Source organism: Butyricicoccus pullicaecorum DSM 23266 (genome assembly GCF_900167005.1).
GTDB classification, from domain to species: Bacteria; Bacillota; Clostridia; order Oscillospirales; family Butyricicoccaceae; genus Butyricicoccus; species Butyricicoccus pullicaecorum.
Genome location: NZ_FUXW01000001.1, coordinates 172,341 through 186,556, shown reverse-complemented (window position 1 = coordinate 186,556; position 14,216 = coordinate 172,341). Strand labels below are relative to the sequence as shown.

Annotated in this window: 17 protein-coding genes and 1 riboswitch; of the genes, 14 read left to right on the top strand and 3 right to left on the bottom strand. The window is 58.6% G+C overall.

Annotation, left to right across the window (positions count from 1 at the left end):
* The first annotated feature begins 42 nt into the window (after positions 1-42).
* The 12 genes from B5D52_RS00995 (at position 43) to B5D52_RS00940 (ending at position 9,553) form a co-directional block, all read left to right on the top strand.
* On the top strand, positions 43-708 hold the full coding sequence (locus tag B5D52_RS00995; protein WP_040332831.1) for an ABC transporter ATP-binding protein: 666 nt from the start codon (positions 43-45) through the stop codon (positions 706-708).
* Positions 705-1,193: a deoxycytidylate deaminase gene (locus B5D52_RS00990; RefSeq protein ID WP_016147814.1), complete on the top strand. Its 489-nt coding sequence runs from the start codon at positions 705-707 to the stop codon at positions 1,191-1,193. Before B5D52_RS00995 ends, B5D52_RS00990 begins: the two co-directional genes overlap by 4 nt.
* A gap of 3 nt (positions 1,194-1,196) precedes the next feature.
* Positions 1,197-1,979 carry a hypothetical protein gene (locus tag B5D52_RS00985; protein ID WP_016147815.1) on the top strand — a complete coding sequence of 261 codons (783 nt, stop codon included), beginning with the start codon at positions 1,197-1,199 and terminating at the stop codon, positions 1,977-1,979.
* A 25-nt stretch (positions 1,980-2,004) separates the two neighbouring features.
* Positions 2,005-2,110: riboswitch (TPP riboswitch) on the top strand.
* A 106-nt stretch (positions 2,111-2,216) separates the two neighbouring features.
* Positions 2,217-3,011: a bifunctional hydroxymethylpyrimidine kinase/phosphomethylpyrimidine kinase gene (gene thiD, locus B5D52_RS00980; RefSeq protein WP_016147816.1), complete on the top strand. Its 795-nt coding sequence runs from the start codon at positions 2,217-2,219 to the stop codon at positions 3,009-3,011.
* Between the two features lie 3 nt (positions 3,012-3,014).
* Entirely contained in the window at positions 3,015-3,524 is a 510-nt protein-coding gene (gene thiW, locus B5D52_RS00975) for an energy coupling factor transporter S component ThiW (RefSeq protein ID WP_016147817.1), read from the top strand.
* A gap of 21 nt (positions 3,525-3,545) precedes the next feature.
* Positions 3,546-4,205, top strand: a complete 660-nt coding sequence (gene thiE / locus B5D52_RS00970; protein WP_016147818.1) for a thiamine phosphate synthase — start codon at positions 3,546-3,548, stop codon at positions 4,203-4,205.
* On the top strand, positions 4,192-4,854 hold the full coding sequence (gene tenA, locus B5D52_RS00965) for a thiaminase II (protein WP_016147819.1): 663 nt from the start codon (positions 4,192-4,194) through the stop codon (positions 4,852-4,854). The genes thiE and tenA overlap by 14 nt, the downstream gene beginning before the upstream one ends.
* Position 4,855: 1 nt before the next feature.
* Positions 4,856-5,611 (top strand): ABC transporter ATP-binding protein, encoded by a 756-nt coding sequence (locus B5D52_RS00960; RefSeq protein ID WP_016147820.1) that lies wholly within the window; start codon positions 4,856-4,858, stop codon positions 5,609-5,611.
* Positions 5,608-6,363, top strand: a complete 756-nt coding sequence (locus B5D52_RS00955) for an ABC transporter permease (protein WP_016147821.1) — start codon at positions 5,608-5,610, stop codon at positions 6,361-6,363. Before B5D52_RS00960 ends, B5D52_RS00955 begins: the two co-directional genes overlap by 4 nt.
* 27 nt (positions 6,364-6,390) lie before the next feature.
* On the top strand, positions 6,391-7,410 hold the full coding sequence (locus tag B5D52_RS00950; RefSeq protein ID WP_016147822.1) for an ABC transporter substrate-binding protein: 1,020 nt from the start codon (positions 6,391-6,393) through the stop codon (positions 7,408-7,410).
* A gap of 147 nt (positions 7,411-7,557) precedes the next feature.
* Positions 7,558-8,388: a CAP domain-containing protein gene (locus B5D52_RS00945; protein ID WP_016147823.1), complete on the top strand. Its 831-nt coding sequence runs from the start codon at positions 7,558-7,560 to the stop codon at positions 8,386-8,388.
* A gap of 112 nt (positions 8,389-8,500) precedes the next feature.
* Complete coding sequence (locus B5D52_RS00940; protein ID WP_016147824.1) at positions 8,501-9,553, top strand: stalk domain-containing protein; 1,053 nt, start codon at positions 8,501-8,503, stop codon at positions 9,551-9,553.
* A 7-nt stretch (positions 9,554-9,560) separates the two neighbouring features.
* On the opposite strand, the gene B5D52_RS16290 is transcribed toward B5D52_RS00940, so the two are convergent.
* From B5D52_RS16290 to B5D52_RS00930, 3 genes are all read right to left on the bottom strand, one after another.
* A complete protein-coding gene (locus B5D52_RS16290) occupies positions 9,561-9,761 on the bottom strand; it encodes a hypothetical protein (protein WP_207651138.1) in 201 nt (66 codons plus the stop codon).
* Between the two features lie 92 nt (positions 9,762-9,853).
* Positions 9,854-10,621, bottom strand: a complete 768-nt coding sequence (locus tag B5D52_RS00935; RefSeq protein WP_016147825.1) for an SDR family NAD(P)-dependent oxidoreductase — start codon at positions 10,619-10,621, stop codon at positions 9,854-9,856.
* The gene (locus B5D52_RS00930) at positions 10,618-10,782 is read right to left on the bottom strand and encodes a FeoB-associated Cys-rich membrane protein (RefSeq protein WP_016147826.1); all 165 of its coding nucleotides are present in this window, start codon (positions 10,780-10,782) and stop codon (positions 10,618-10,620) included. The genes B5D52_RS00935 and B5D52_RS00930 overlap by 4 nt, the downstream gene beginning before the upstream one ends.
* A 145-nt stretch (positions 10,783-10,927) precedes the next feature.
* Here B5D52_RS00930 and rnr point away from each other — a divergent pair, with 145 nt between their 5' ends.
* Complete coding sequence (gene rnr / locus B5D52_RS00925; protein ID WP_016147827.1) at positions 10,928-13,021, top strand: ribonuclease R; 2,094 nt, start codon at positions 10,928-10,930, stop codon at positions 13,019-13,021.
* Between the two features lie 6 nt (positions 13,022-13,027).
* Positions 13,028-13,870 carry a patatin-like phospholipase family protein gene (locus B5D52_RS00920; RefSeq protein WP_016147828.1) on the top strand — a complete coding sequence of 281 codons (843 nt, stop codon included), beginning with the start codon at positions 13,028-13,030 and terminating at the stop codon, positions 13,868-13,870.
* Positions 13,871-14,216 lie beyond the last annotated feature (346 nt).

The following is a 14,216-nucleotide window of genomic DNA, read 5'->3' as shown; positions in this document are numbered from 1 at the left end:
TCATGCTAATGCAGGCAGAGGAGGGATTTTTTCTTGATTCGTATGGAGAATATCTGTAAAATATATGACAGAGGACGTGTCCGCGCGGTGGACAAGGTGAACGTGACCATCGCACCGGGAACGTATACGGCCATTTTGGGTGCGTCCGGCTCGGGAAAGTCCACGCTCATGCACCTGATCGGCTTGCTCGACCGTCCGACCAGCGGTGAATACTGGCTGTGCGGTCAGCCGACCTCGGATTTATCTGCACGCAATCGGGCGGCACTCAGCCGCGCACACATCGGCTTTGTCTTTCAGAGCTTCAGTCTGGTACCCGGCATGGATGCGCTGGAAAACGCCGCGCTTCCGCTGGCCTTCCGCGGTGTCTCGCGGGAAAAACGACTGGACTGTGCAGCCGATGCGCTGTGCATGGTCGGTCTGGGTGCACGCCTGCACCACACGCCCGAAATGCTGTCGGGCGGACAGCAGCAGCGCGTCGCCATCGCCCGTGCGCTGTGTACCAACCCCGACCTGCTGCTCGCCGACGAGCCGACCGGCAACCTCGACCCACGCGCGGCGCGCGAAATTCTGGACTTATTCGACCGTCTGCACGCGGACGGGCGCACGATTGTCTGGATCACCCACGACCAACAGGCGGCAAAACGAGCCGAACGACGAATTTTAATGCACGAGGGCAAATTGTGCCCGGAACAGGAGAATCAGAGATGAATCGACGGGACAAACATAACTACTATCTGGACATGGCGGACGTCGCACGCGAGCGCGGCACCTGCCTGCGCCGCAACTATGGTGCGGTCATCGTCAAAAACGATGTCATCGTTTCGACCGGCTACGTCGGCGCACCCCGCGGACGCGCCAACTGCATCGATCTGGGCACCTGCATCCGTCAGAAGATGGGCATTCCGCGCGGCGAGCGGTACGAGTTCTGCCGCTCGGTACACGCCGAGGCCAACGCCATCATCCACGCGTCCCGTGAACAGATGCTGGGCGCAACGCTCTATCTGGTCGGACGCGAGGCATCCACCGGTGAACTCATCCCGGACGCCAACTCGTGCACCATGTGCAAGCGCATGATTATCAACGCCGGTATCGCACAGGTCATCATCCGCCGCGACATGGATACATACGACATCATTGACGTGCAGCAGTGGGTCGATCACGACGAGTTGCTCGCCGGTGAAATGGGGTATTAAACCATGTTCCTGCTCCAAGGTATGGGCATGATTCTGGCCAATCTGCTGGCCATCGGTATCATTGTCCTGGTGGCCTGGCTTTTCCTGCGGCGCGGGCCGGTCACAGAGTCCAAGCTGCGCCGTATGGTCAAGGCCGATTCCATCCCGGCGCGTGACGTTTTGCCGTGCGGCGGTGATTTGGGCGCGATGGGTGCGCTTTTACGTGCGCTCGATCTGGGTGGTCAGCCGCGTGACCTCATCCGTGCGCTGATGGTGGACTGGGTACAGCAAAAGGCGGTTTTCACCCGCTCGTCCCCCAAGAAAAAGCTGCGTTCGTTCGGTGCAGACGTGCAGCTCGAGCTGTATTTTCCCGAGGAATCCCCCGCGCTCTCGGGCACTGCCGCCTTGCTCTATGACGCGGTACGCAGTTGGGCGGAAGAGGACGGCAGCTTGCAGCAAAGCGAACTCTATCAGGCCGCACGAAATGATGCACAGCGTGTGGATAACATTGTGCTTCAGCTCGTCCACGAAGGCCGCCGCAGTCTGCGCGACAAGGGCGGCTGTGCACCCGAGGCCAAAAAATCCAAGTTCGGCCTTTCAGACGACAACCGTGAACTGTACACGCCCAAGGGCATTCGCCTTGCCCGGGAGACCGCGGCCTTTGTGCACTTCGCATCGTCCGACCTCTGCGGACAAGCCGCTGTTTTGGCCGCCGCAGCTGGAAAAATTGAACAGGATGACCCGGCCTGCGTGCTGGCAGACGCAATTTTCGACGGTATGACCGCTGGAAAGCAAGTTTCTCGTTGACTTTTTCTGACAAACCGTGCTACAATAAAATATGCAAGGGAGCTTTTAGAAAAGCTGAGAGGAAAGCTATGCGCTTTCGACCTTACCTGATTTGGATAATGCCAACGTAGGGATGCACAAGCGGTTTTTGCGCGCGTTCCGTGCGCAAAGCGCGGAATCAAACGAAATACCAAAGGGATGCCCTGTGTGGGGTATCCCTTTTTTCTATGCGTTCGGCAAATAAAGGGAGGAAATACCATGAAAAAAGTATTAACCATTGCGGGCTCGGATTGTTCGGGCGGCGCTGGCATCCAGGCCGACCTCAAGACCATGTCGGCGCACGGCGTATTCGCCATGAGCGTCATCGTCTCGGTTGTCGCCGAGAACACGGCGCGTGTCATTTCCATCGAGGACATCTCGCCCAAGGTCATCGAGGACCAGATGGACGCGGTGTTCGAGGACATCTTCCCCGATGCTGTCAAGGTCGGTATGCTGTCCACGCCGCCCTGTATGCAGGCAGTCGCGCGCAAGCTGCGCCAGTATCAGCCCAAGCATTTGGTCATTGACCCGGTCATGTACGCCAAAAACGGGGCGCCGCTCATGAACCCGGATGCGGTCGGTGCACTCATCGAGTACATCCTGCCCCTGGCCACCGTGCTCACCCCCAACATTCCCGAGGCCGAGTGCATCGCCAAAATGGAAATCCACTCGGTTTCCGACATGGAGGAGGCTGCACGCCGCATTCACGCGATGGGCTGCAAAAACGTACTGGTCAAGGGCGGTCATGCAGTCGGCAACGCGCTCGACGTGCTCTACGACGGTCAGTCCTTCCACCACTTTGAAAACGAGCGCATCGACACCAAGAACACCCACGGCACCGGCTGCACGCTGTCCTCTGCCATCGCGTCCAATCTGGCACTCGGTCACGATGTAGTCAAGGCGGTCGGTCTGGCCAAGGACTACGTCACCGAGGGCATCCGCCACTCGCTCGCCATCGGCAAGGGCTGCGGTCCGTTAAACCACTTCCACGCGTTCTTTTCTGAGGAGGATTAAGCCATGAAATCGTCAAATTCTACCCGCAAACTGGCACTCGCCGGTCTGCTGACCGCCATCGCTGTTGTCGGCGGCATGTTCTCCATCCCGATCGGTGCAGCAAAGTGCTCGCCCGTGCAGCACATGGTCAACGTCCTCGCCGCCGTCCTGCTCGGCCCCTGGTACGCAGTCGGCTCGGCCTTTGTCACCTCGCTCATCCGCAACCTGATCGGCACCGGCAGCCTGCTGGCCTTCCCCGGTTCCATGGTCGGCGCTCTGCTCGCCGGTCTGCTCTACCAGCGCATCCAGCGTCTGCCGTCCGCTTTCGTCGGTGAGGTTTTCGGCACCGGTATTCTGGGCGCCATGCTGTCCTACCCCATCGCAGTCCTGCTCATGGGCAAGACCTCGGCGCTCTTCGCCTTCGTGCCCTCCTTCCTGCTCAACACGGTTGCCGGTTCCATCGTCGCCGTGCTCGTCATCTGCGCACTGGAGCGCACCAGCGTACTCAAAACGCTGCGCGTCAGCCTGCGATAAGTCCAAAAGGAGCGTTTTCCCATGAAATTTGATGCAAAAATGCTGACGCTGTACGCGGTCACCGACCGTTCCTGGCTGCACGGCCGCACGCTGGCCGAAGTGGTCGAGGAAGTCATCTTAGGCGGTGCCACCATGGTACAGCTGCGCGAAAAAGACAAAACACCCGACGAAATCTTAGCCTCAGCGCGTGAGATCGCGCCCGTCTGCAAGAAATACGGCGTACCGTTCATTATGAACGACTCCATCGAGCTTGCCCGTGCGGCAGGCGCGGACGGTGTCCACCTCGGTCAGAGCGACGTACCGGGTGACAACGTGCGCGAGCTGGCCGGTGACCTGATCCTGGGTCTGTCAGCCAACACGGTCGAGTCCGCCAAACGTGCACAGGCGCTGGGCGCCGATTATCTGGGCGTCGGCGCGGTCTTTGGCACGACCACCAAGCACGATGCCCGTCATCTGTCCCCAAAAGCCCTGCGCGAGATCACCTCGGCAGTCGATGTGCCGGTAGTCGCCATCGGCGGCATCAGCGCGGACAACATCTTGCAGCTGACCGGCTGCGGCATGCAGGGCGCGGCAGTCGTCTCCGCACTGTTCGCACAGGAAGACCCCAGACAGGCCGCACGCGATCTGCGCGACAAGGCCGAACGCATGAGACAGGAGGATACAGACAATGAAAACAACTGAACGCATGCTGGCTGCGACCACCGACCTCTGGCAGGCCTACTACGACCATCCGTTCGTGCTGGGCATCCAGAACGGTGACCTCGACCACGAAAAATTCCGTTTTTACACCATTCAGGACTATTTATACCTGCTCGATTACGCCAAGGTGTTCGCCATCGGCATGAGCAAGGCCGACGACCCGGACGTGATGCACGTCTTTGCCCAGTACATCGCGCAGATTATGGATTGCGAAATGAACATCCACGAGGGCTACATGGGTACGTTCGGCATCTCGCGTGAGGCGCTGCGTCAGGCTCAGCCCGCACTCGCCTGCCGTTCCTACACGTCCTACATGCTGGCCTGTGCGCAGGCTGGCGGCCCGGTCGAAGCACTGACCGCCATTCTGGCCTGTGCGGTCAGCTATGAGCACATCGCCCGCGAGATGGTGCGCCGCAAGCCCGACTGTCTGCACGATGCCTTCTACGGCGCATGGGTGACCGGCTATGCCTCCGAGCGCTACGCACAGGAAAACGTCACGCTGTGCGAACTGGTCGACCGACTGACCGCAGACTACACCGAGGCCCAGACCCAAAAACTCATTGATATTTTCCGTACCTGTGCGCGGTACGAGAAGGGATTCTGGGACATGGCCTGGAAGATGGAACAGTAAGATGCTGGAATTTCGTCATGTGACCTTTCAGTATGAGGTCGAGGACTTCAACATCATCGATGACCTGTCCTTCCACATTGCTCCCGGTGAGTTTGTATCCATCATCGGCGCGTCCGGCTGCGGAAAATCCACCATTTTCCGCCTGACAAACCAGCTTCTGCCCATGAAATCGGGTGAAATTCTGGTCGGCGGCAAGGATATCCATGCACAGAAGCGCTACTGCGGCTATATGCCGCAAAAAGACCTGCTCTTTCCCTGGCGTACGGTCGGGCAGAACCTGCGCCTGCCGCTCGAGATTCGCGGCGGTCTGTCGAATGCCGAAATGGAAGCCCGGGTGGACGCTGCGCTTGCACAGGTCGGTCTGGCAGATGCCAAGGACAAAGCGCCGAGCGAGCTGTCGGGCGGTATGCGCCAGCGCGCGGCCTTTGCACGCACGGTGCTGACCGACTCCGAGCTCCTGCTGCTCGACGAGCCGTTCTCGGCGCTCGACTTTCTGACCCGTATTTCCATGCAGGAATGGCTGCTCGGACAGTGGGAAGCCGACCGCAAGACCGTGCTGTTCATCACCCACGACGTCGAGGAGGCGATCTTTCTGTCCAGCCGCGTGCTGGTCGTCGAGGAAACACCCATCCGCCGCCTGACCTCCATCGAGGTTCCTGCCGGCTATCCGCGCACACGCGCCTGTCTGCGTGACCCGCGCATGATCGAACTGCGCGAACAGCTCATCGATCTGCTCAGAAAGCGGGGTGTCCAATGAAAAACACCTGTAAAAATCAGCTTCCCGCACTCATCGTGGTCTTTGCCCTGCTGATTTTGTGGCAAATGGGCGCGATGCACATGAATGCGGCCTACATTCTGCCCTCTCCGACCCAGATCTTGCAGAAATTGTGGGAACTGCGCGTCCCGCTCTTCACCGCTCACCTGCCTGCCACCATGCAGGTAACCGTCATTGGTCTGGCCATCTCCATCGTCTTTGGTCTGGCGCTGGCTATCCTGATGGACGCATACCCGGCGGTCTCGCGTGCCATCTACCCCATCGTCATCACCTCCCAGACCATCCCCACCACCGCCCTTGCTCCGCTCTTTGTGTTGTGGTTCGGCTACTCTATCTGGAGCAAGGTGCTCGTGACCGTGCTCATCACCTTTTTCCCCATCACCATCACGGTCTATGACGGTCTGCGCTCGGTGCGCGTGGAGATGATCGAGCTGCTCGAGACCTACGGCGCAAGCCGCATTCAGATTTTCCGCAAGCTCAAACTGCCCGCCACCCTGCCCTATTTCTTTTCCGCCCTGAAAATGGCCGTTCCCATGTCCATCGTGGGCGCGGCGATCGGCGAATGGCTGGGCGCACAGGCCGGTCTGGGCTACTTCAGCCGCCGCATGATCACCCAGCTCGACGGCGCAGGTGTCTTTGCCCCCATCGTCGTGCTGTCGGCGGTCGCCATCCTGCTCGTCTCCATACTCGCCCTGATCGAAAAAAAAGTCGTGCATTGGCGGGGCGAACAATAATAAAATCTATTGAAAGAAGGCTTTCCCATGAACATCAAACGTATGCTCGCCGCTGGTCTGGCGGCCACGCTGCTCGCGCTCACCGGCTGCGGCAGCACCTCGTCCGACGCGCAGACCGACACGCAGTCGGCTGATAGTCTCAAAACGGTCAATGTCGTGCTCGACTGGTACCCCAACGCCGTCCACTGCTTCCTGTACAACGCCATCGAAAAGGGATATTACGCCGAGGAAGGTCTGGACGTGCAGCTCCAGTTCCCGGCCAACGGAAATGATGCCCTGTCTCTGGTCGCTGCCGGTCAGGCACAGCTCGGCATCTACTATCCCATGTACGTCATCGAAGCACGCGCCGAACAAAATGTCCCGGTCAAGTCCATCGGTGCGGTCTGTCAGGAACAGCTGAGCGTCGTGCTGTCGCTCAAAGAAAAAAACATCACTTCTGCTGCGGACTTTACCGGCAAGACGGTCGGCTACGGCGGTTCTCCCCTGTCTGAAGCGCTGGCAAAGACCATGATGGAAAACGCCGGAGTCGATCCGTCCACAGTCACCATGACCGATGTCGGCATGGACCTGATGAGTTCCATGACCACCGGTCGGGTGGACGTGACGCTGGGCTGCATGCTCAACCACGAAGTGCCCCAGCTCGAAGAAGAGGGCTTTGAGGTCAACTACTTCAAAATGTCCGACTACGGCGTGCCCGCCGACTATGAACTGGTCTTTGTCTCCAACGACGATACCATCGAAAACGATCCCGAACTGCTCCGCGCCTTCCTGCGTGCCAGCAAAAAGGGCTTCGAAGACATGAAAAACGACCCTGACGGCTCGCTCGACCTGCTGCTCAGCCGCCAGAACGCCGAAAACTTCCCGCTGACCCGCTCGGTCGAGGAACAGTCCATGTCCATCCTCCTGCCTGCCATGGAGCACGAAGACGCTCCCTTCCTCAGTCAGGAACCTGCGGTCTGGCAGAACGACATCGACTGGCTGACCGAAAACGGTATGATTCACAACGCAGTCGCGGTCGACGACGTGATGGTCGACTTGGACGCATAAGCCTCCCACCTGCCGGAACACTCCGGCAGGCGTTTTTTTATCTCCATCCATCGACCGTTTTTTCCGTATTGCGCACACGCCTAAACGCCCTTATAATGAAGACAGCGAAACCCCCGCTTTGTCCATCTTACGAGGAGGTAATCTTGCATGAAACGCACTCTGTGTTCCGCTCTGGCCTGCCTGATGCTGCTGCCGACTTCGGCGCTCGCCGTGCAGGCAACACCCAACCACCAGCCCATCGTCCGCAATGGACAGGAAGTCTCGCTGGCGGGCTACGAGATCGATGGCTATACCTATTTTAAACTGCGCGACGTTGCCACCATCTTGAATGGCACCGAAAGTCAGTTTTCGGTCGACTACGATGGCACGGGCATTTCTCTCACGACCGGTCAGCCCTACACCCGCGTGCAGGGCGATCTGGCACCCATCCCGGACGGCACGGTCGCAGAGACTGCGCTCATCTCCCTGCCGCTGACCGTGAACGGTCAGTCGGTTACGCTCACAGCCTGCGAGGTCGGCGGCTTTAACTATCTCAAACTGCGCGATCTGGGCGAAGCGCTGAACTTCCCGGTCGATTACGAGGAAGCTACGCACACCATTTTACTCGGTGCGCATGCGATGCCGGCCGAGGCGGTTCTGGAACTCGTAAATAAAGCACGCGCCGCGCAGGGCGTGGACGCGCTGACGCTCGATCCCGATCTGTGCAAGGCGGCTGCTATCCGCGCCGAAGAACTGGGCACCTACTTCTCGCACGATCGTCCGGACGGAACCTCGTGCTTTACCGTTTTTGAGGAAGTCGGGATCAAATCTTACCACGCCGCAGGCGAAAACATCGCCAGCCGCTACGCCGACGCAAACGCGGTCATGAACGGCTGGATGAACTCTCCCGGCCATCGCGCAAACATCCTGAGCGAGGATTATTCCCGCATCGGTATCGCCCGCTCGGGCAGCGCCTGGGTCCAGCTGTTTTTGGACTGACAAAAATTTTTGTAAAATCAGGGAACCTTTCCGAATGCACGCCGTCTAATCTATCAGAAACCAAGAAATTCACCCCCTGATGCCCCACCGGGCAACGAAAGGAGAACCAAATATGATGTTTTTGAAGAGAACCGCGGCTGCCATTCTGGGTGGCGCGATCCTGTGCTCGGGCGCTGCATTCGCCGCAAATGTAAACACCGTTTCTGCTGAGCAGCCGGTTGCTGATACCGCTGTGAGCACCGACGTGACCGCGCAGGAGACCCCGGCAGTTCTGGCTGAGCGCAACCTGTACTACGGCAAGATCACCGAGATCACCCGCGACGAGCAGACCGGCGCAGTCACCAGCCTGCTGATGGAGTCCGAGAGCCACGGCGCGTACGTCTTCCACCTCGACGAGAGCACCCTGCTGCTCGACAGCGGTGCAGGCATCCGCACGACTGCGGACAAGCTGGCAGTCGGTGACGGTATCTACGTCTTCCACAGCCCCATCGCTACCATGAGCATTCCGCCTCAGAGCTTTGCCGAGGCCATCGTGACCAATATGCCGCAGGATGCAGGTAGCGCAATGCTGCACACGGTCGAGGCGGTCAAGAAGAATGAGGACGGCAGCGTGACTGTCACCACCGACCGCGGCGGTCTGCAGCTGACCATCGCCAAGGATGCCGTATACGGCGACTTCAACGGCCGTCAGATCATGGGCGCGGACGACCTGCGCGTCGGCACCCGCATCTTCGCATGGTATAACGGGGTTGAGCAGTCCTACCCTGCAAAGGCAACCACCAACCATGTTGCAGTTGCACCGGCAAAGGCACAGGAAAACATGACCATTTCGGTCGACGGCACCGCACTTGAAGTGACCGCAAAGATCGAGAACGGTACGCTGATGGTTCCGGCCAGCGCTGCCGGCAAGGCACTCAGCCTGACCGCGTCCTACGAGAAGACCGCTGAGGGCGAGAAGGTTACCCTGAAGAACGACAAGACTACCATGGTCATGGACATCGGCTCGGATTCCTACCTGGTAGAAGGTGATATGGTTCTGAGCTACGGTGCAGCAACCGTCATTGAAGACGGTGTCACCTGGATGCCTGCACAGGCACTGGCCGATCTGGCAGATGCCGATCTGTCGCTCGCAACCGGCGCTGTTGCATTCACCACCGCAAAGTAAATACCTCTCACGGAGGCGCTCGTCCTGATACGGGCGTCTCCTTTTTTGCATAAAAAAGAACCGGACAAGTCCGGTTAGAGTCGTCGCAAAACTGCGGTTTTTCGACGATCAGACGTCCGCCGCGCAAAGCGCTCTGGACGAAGAATGCCCGAAACCGCGCATAAATGAGCGTTTCCGGGCATTTTGCTGTGTAAAAAGTCACGCGCATGTCGCGACTTTTTACCAGATTTTATACGCGCCACAGGCGCAGGCAATTTTTTTTTGCACAAAAAGAACCGGACAAGTCCGGTTCTTTTGCATTTACTTTTTGCGCTTGCGGCTGATCTTGTTGTGCTGAATGTGGTATGTAATGCGCGGCATCAGCCAGTCGGGTGCCAGACGGTGGGCTGCCAAGGTGGCTTTCATGCCCAAGCCGGGAATGATGACCGCATGACCGCGCAGCATGTCGCGCACTGCGATCTTGGCGCATGTCTTGGCATCCATGCCCGGCAGCGCGAACTTGACTTCGGCCACGTCGTTGAACTCGGTCTTGACCGGTCCCGGACAGAGCGCCGAAATCTGCACGGCGCTGCCCTCCCGCCGCAGTTCCTCGCGGATGGCCTCGGTCAGGCGCAGAACATAGCTCTTGGTCGCGTAGTAGGTCGCCATGAGCGGTCCGGCCATAAATCCGGCAGACGATGCGACGTTCAAGATATAGCCACGATTTTTAAGTCGGAAATCGTGCAGGAACAGCTTAGTCAGGATGTGCACCGCAACGATGTTGGTGCGGATCATCTCCAGATCCCGGTCGAGCGAAGTCGCGGCAAAAGAGCCGCACATGCCAAAGCCTGCGTTGTTGACCACGATCTCCAAGTCCTCGCTGCGTGCGCGGCAGTAAAGCATCTTGCACTGCTCTGCGTCCGACAGGTCGGCTTCAATAATGCGGCATTTTACGGTCAGCTCGCGCGAGAGCGCCTCCAGACGGTCTCTGCGACGTGCGACCAATATCAGTTCGTAGCCCCGTGCGGCCAGCTCTCGGGCGATCTCCTGCCCGATGCCCGACGAGGCACCTGTAATCAGTGCTTTCACTTGTCTTCCTCCTTCCGATCACGGGACGGGCAGGCGCTGCTGCACCCGCTGCATCCACCGCAGCCGCCACAACCGCCGCCCTGCTTTCTCTGGGCGCGGATAATCTGCCAGGCCAGCAGCGCAAGCGCCGCGATCACACCCAGCACCATATAATCTATCATGGCTTATGCCCTCGTTTCTTTCAGATTGCTTTCATCATAGCGCATTTTGCGCCAATGGTCAATTCGTCTTTCTGTCCAATTATTCTTTTATTTTACCCGGTCGGTGTTATAATAGTAATAAACATAGACAAAGGAGGGGCGCGTTATGAACGAACTCGAGACCAGGCTCTACGCCCTGCTCGCTCGTCCCATGCGGGCGGAAGAACTCAAAAAATATTTGCCCGCCTATTCCAAGCAGCAGATCCGACAGGCACTCGACCAGCTGACAAACGAAGGTAAGATCCTCAAAAACAAGAAGAATCGCTATGCCCATGCCGAGCATTACGGCTGTCTGACCGGCGTGTTCCAGGCCACCGAGCGCGGATACGGCTTTGTGACACCCGAAACACCCGACGAAAACGGGGATGTCTTTATTCCGCCCTATGCCACCGGCAAGGCATGGCAGGGCGACCGGGTACTCGTCCACCTGACCGACTCGCCCCGCGGCCATAAGCGTGAGGGCGAAGTTATGCGCATCCTGTCCCTGTGCACCGACGAGATCACGGGTACGGTCATGCAGCGCGGCAAGACGGTCTTTGTCCGTCCGGCCTCCAAAAAATATCCCGACCTCATCATCCCCAAGAACCGTACCCTTGACGCTCGCTCGGGCGACCGTGTGGCCGTCAAGGTCATGTTCCGCGGTGACGGACGGCTTTCCGCACAGGGTGCAATCACCCAGATTTTCGGCCGGAACGGCACCATGGAGGCATCCATTGCCGCCATTCTGCACGAAAACGGCATCACCGTTCCCTTCCCGGACGAGGTACTGCGTCAGGCCGATGCTTGCGGCGATACCGTAGACCCGGCAGAAGCGGCACGCCGCATGGATTTGCGTGAAAAACTCATTTTCACCATCGATGGCGACGATGCCCGCGACTTTGACGATGCCGTATCGTTAGAGCCGATGGAAAACGGTCACATGCTGCTCGGCGTGCACATCGCTGATGTGTCCCACTACGTCACCCCGGGTTCCCCGCTCGACGATGAGGCCTACCGACGCGGTACGTCGGTCTACTATCCCGGCCACGTCGTGCCCATGCTGCCCGTTGCCCTGTCGAACGGCATCTGTTCTTTGAATCCCGATGTCGACCGTCTGGCGTTCTCGGCCTTCCTCGAGGTCGACAAGGACGGCAGATGTCATAAGTCCCAGTTTGCCAAGACGGTCATTCGCTCCAAGGCACGCATGACCTACCGCAAGATGAACGAAATCTTTGACGGAAACGAGGAGCGCCGTGCCGAATACGCCTTTTTGACCGAGACTGCCGACCGCATGCACGCGCTGTCGCAGGCTATGCGCCGCAGACGCATGGAACGCGGTGCACTCGACCTCGATCTGCCCGAAGCCGAGATTTTGACCGACGAGAGCGGCGAACCGGTTGAGGTATCCTTCCGGGCACGCGGCGATGCCGAGAAAATGATCGAGGAATTCATGCTCGCGGCCAATGAGGCGGTTGCCGGCTATATGACCCATCGGAACAATCCGACCGTCTACCGCGTCCACGAGAGCCCTGACCCGGAAAAACTGCGTGTCTTCGCCCAGTTTGCCCGTCCGTTCGGCTATCGTGTGGATGCCTCCAAGCCGAACGACACCGCACAGCTGCAAGCCGTGCTGGACGGCGCTAAGGACGATCCCCGTCAGCGTGCCCTGCCTACCCTGCTGCTGCGCTCGCTCGCACGCGCACGGTATGATGCCGAATGTCTGGGACATTACGGCTTGCAGGCCAAGGAATACCTGCATTTTACCTCGCCCATCCGCCGCTATCCCGATTTGGTTGCACATCGTATGCTGTTTAAGGCTATCTCCGGCCAACAGTACACCAAATTCGACTGGGTATTCTGCGAAGAGGCGGCTTCCCAGTCCACAACCCGCGAATTTGCAGCCGACACCGCCGAGCGCGACATCGACAAGCTGTATCTGGCCGCCTATATGGAACAGTTCATCGGTCAGGACTTCGACGGCGAAGTCTCCGGCGTGACCTCCTTCGGCCTGTTCGTCTCGCTCAAAAACGCAGTCGAAGGCCTCATCCGCGTGGAAGATCTGCCGGGTGACGACTACGAATTCGACGACCAGAAAATGATGCTCATCGGCCGCCGCTCGCGGGTACGCTATACGATGGGCACACCCATGCGTGTCCGTCTGACCGCCGCATCCCGCGTCACCGGTCTGATCGATTTTATCCCTGCCCCAGAAAGGAACTGACCCCAAATGCCCGGACTCATCTTGGAGGGCGGCACCTTCCGCCCGATTTTCTCCAGCGGCGTCATGGATGCGCTGCTCGATCACGACCTTATGTTTGACTACGTGATCGGCGTCTCTGCCGGTATCACCGACGGCTTCTCTTATGTCTCCCGCCAGCGCGGGCGCAATCTGGAGGTCGCCCGCCGCTTCCGCAACGACAAGCGCTATCTGTCTCCCGCAAATCTGCTCAAATGCCGCTCAATTTTTGGTTTGGATTTCGTCTTTGACACCATCCCAAACGAGCTCCTCCCCTTCGACTGGGATACCTTCCGCGCCTATCAGGGCAAGATTTTGGTCGGTGTGACCAACGCCGAGACCGGTCAGTGTGAATACCTGGACGGCAAGGATTTGGATGAAAAGTGCACCATGCTGCGCGCCACCTGCTCGCTGCCGGTCTACTTCCCACCCGCTCGCATTGGTGACAAAATCTACTACGATGGCGGTATCTCGGATTCTATCCCCATCCGCAAGGCGATTGCCGACGGAAGCCGGAAAAACCTGATCGTCCTGACCCAGCCCAAGGGCTATCGGAAGAAGATCAAACGGCGTGACCACGCTGCCGCGGCGGCATTGCACCGTAAATTCCCGGCAATGGCTGAAGCGATTTTGAATCGACCCAAGATGTATAACGATACCGTGTGCTTTTGTGAGCATCTTGTGCAGTATCAGCCGCAGAATACGGTGTTGCTGCAGCCGGAAACCCCGATCAATTCGTTTGAATCCGATGTGGATAAACTAGTCGCGGCGTATGACGAAGGATATCGACTGGCGGAAGAACGAATGGATGAGATCCGAAAGCTGTTCGATTAACCACCGCACCCATAATGAAGCTTTCGCTCAAGCCTTTCTCGAAAGGCTTGCGGAGTCTTGAGGCAGAGCCTCAAGTCGCCCGTCGCAACGGGCGAAACTCCCCCTTTGATTCCGGTCACAGACCGGAATCAACTAAAAAGAACAAAAAAAGCGCGACCCGCAGGTCGCGCAATACTCTGGAAAGACCAACCGAATGGTTGGTCTTTCCTTTTTGTTTGTTTTGATTGAAACCCGGGACGGACACCGGGTTTCAAAAGGGGATTCCGCGCTCTGCGGAGCGCGTCTCAGGGCTCTGCCCTGAGAACCCGCAGCCTTTGAAAAGGCTGGCGAAACTTTCAATGATTGG

Coding starts and splice junctions, on each gene's coding strand:
- B5D52_RS00995 (WP_040332831.1), top strand. CDS start 43: ATGGAGAATATCTGTAAAATATATGACAGAGGACGTGTCCGCGCGGTG.
- B5D52_RS00940 (WP_016147824.1), top strand. CDS start 8,501: ATGATGTTTTTGAAGAGAACCGCGGCTGCCATTCTGGGTGGCGCGATC.
- tenA (WP_016147819.1), top strand. CDS start 4,192: ATGAAAACAACTGAACGCATGCTGGCTGCGACCACCGACCTCTGGCAG.
- B5D52_RS00950 (WP_016147822.1), top strand. CDS start 6,391: ATGAACATCAAACGTATGCTCGCCGCTGGTCTGGCGGCCACGCTGCTC.
- B5D52_RS00930 (WP_016147826.1), bottom strand. CDS start 10,782: ATGATAGATTATATGGTGCTGGGTGTGATCGCGGCGCTTGCGCTGCTG.
- B5D52_RS00945 (WP_016147823.1), top strand. CDS start 7,558: ATGAAACGCACTCTGTGTTCCGCTCTGGCCTGCCTGATGCTGCTGCCG.
- rnr (WP_016147827.1), top strand. CDS start 10,928: ATGAACGAACTCGAGACCAGGCTCTACGCCCTGCTCGCTCGTCCCATG.
- B5D52_RS00990 (WP_016147814.1), top strand. CDS start 705: ATGAATCGACGGGACAAACATAACTACTATCTGGACATGGCGGACGTC.
- B5D52_RS16290 (WP_207651138.1), bottom strand. CDS start 9,761: ATGCGCGTGACTTTTTACACAGCAAAATGCCCGGAAACGCTCATTTAT.
- B5D52_RS00955 (WP_016147821.1), top strand. CDS start 5,608: ATGAAAAACACCTGTAAAAATCAGCTTCCCGCACTCATCGTGGTCTTT.
- B5D52_RS00920 (WP_016147828.1), top strand. CDS start 13,028: ATGCCCGGACTCATCTTGGAGGGCGGCACCTTCCGCCCGATTTTCTCC.
- thiW (WP_016147817.1), top strand. CDS start 3,015: ATGAAATCGTCAAATTCTACCCGCAAACTGGCACTCGCCGGTCTGCTG.
- thiD (WP_016147816.1), top strand. CDS start 2,217: ATGAAAAAAGTATTAACCATTGCGGGCTCGGATTGTTCGGGCGGCGCT.
- B5D52_RS00985 (WP_016147815.1), top strand. CDS start 1,197: ATGTTCCTGCTCCAAGGTATGGGCATGATTCTGGCCAATCTGCTGGCC.
- B5D52_RS00960 (WP_016147820.1), top strand. CDS start 4,856: ATGCTGGAATTTCGTCATGTGACCTTTCAGTATGAGGTCGAGGACTTC.
- thiE (WP_016147818.1), top strand. CDS start 3,546: ATGAAATTTGATGCAAAAATGCTGACGCTGTACGCGGTCACCGACCGT.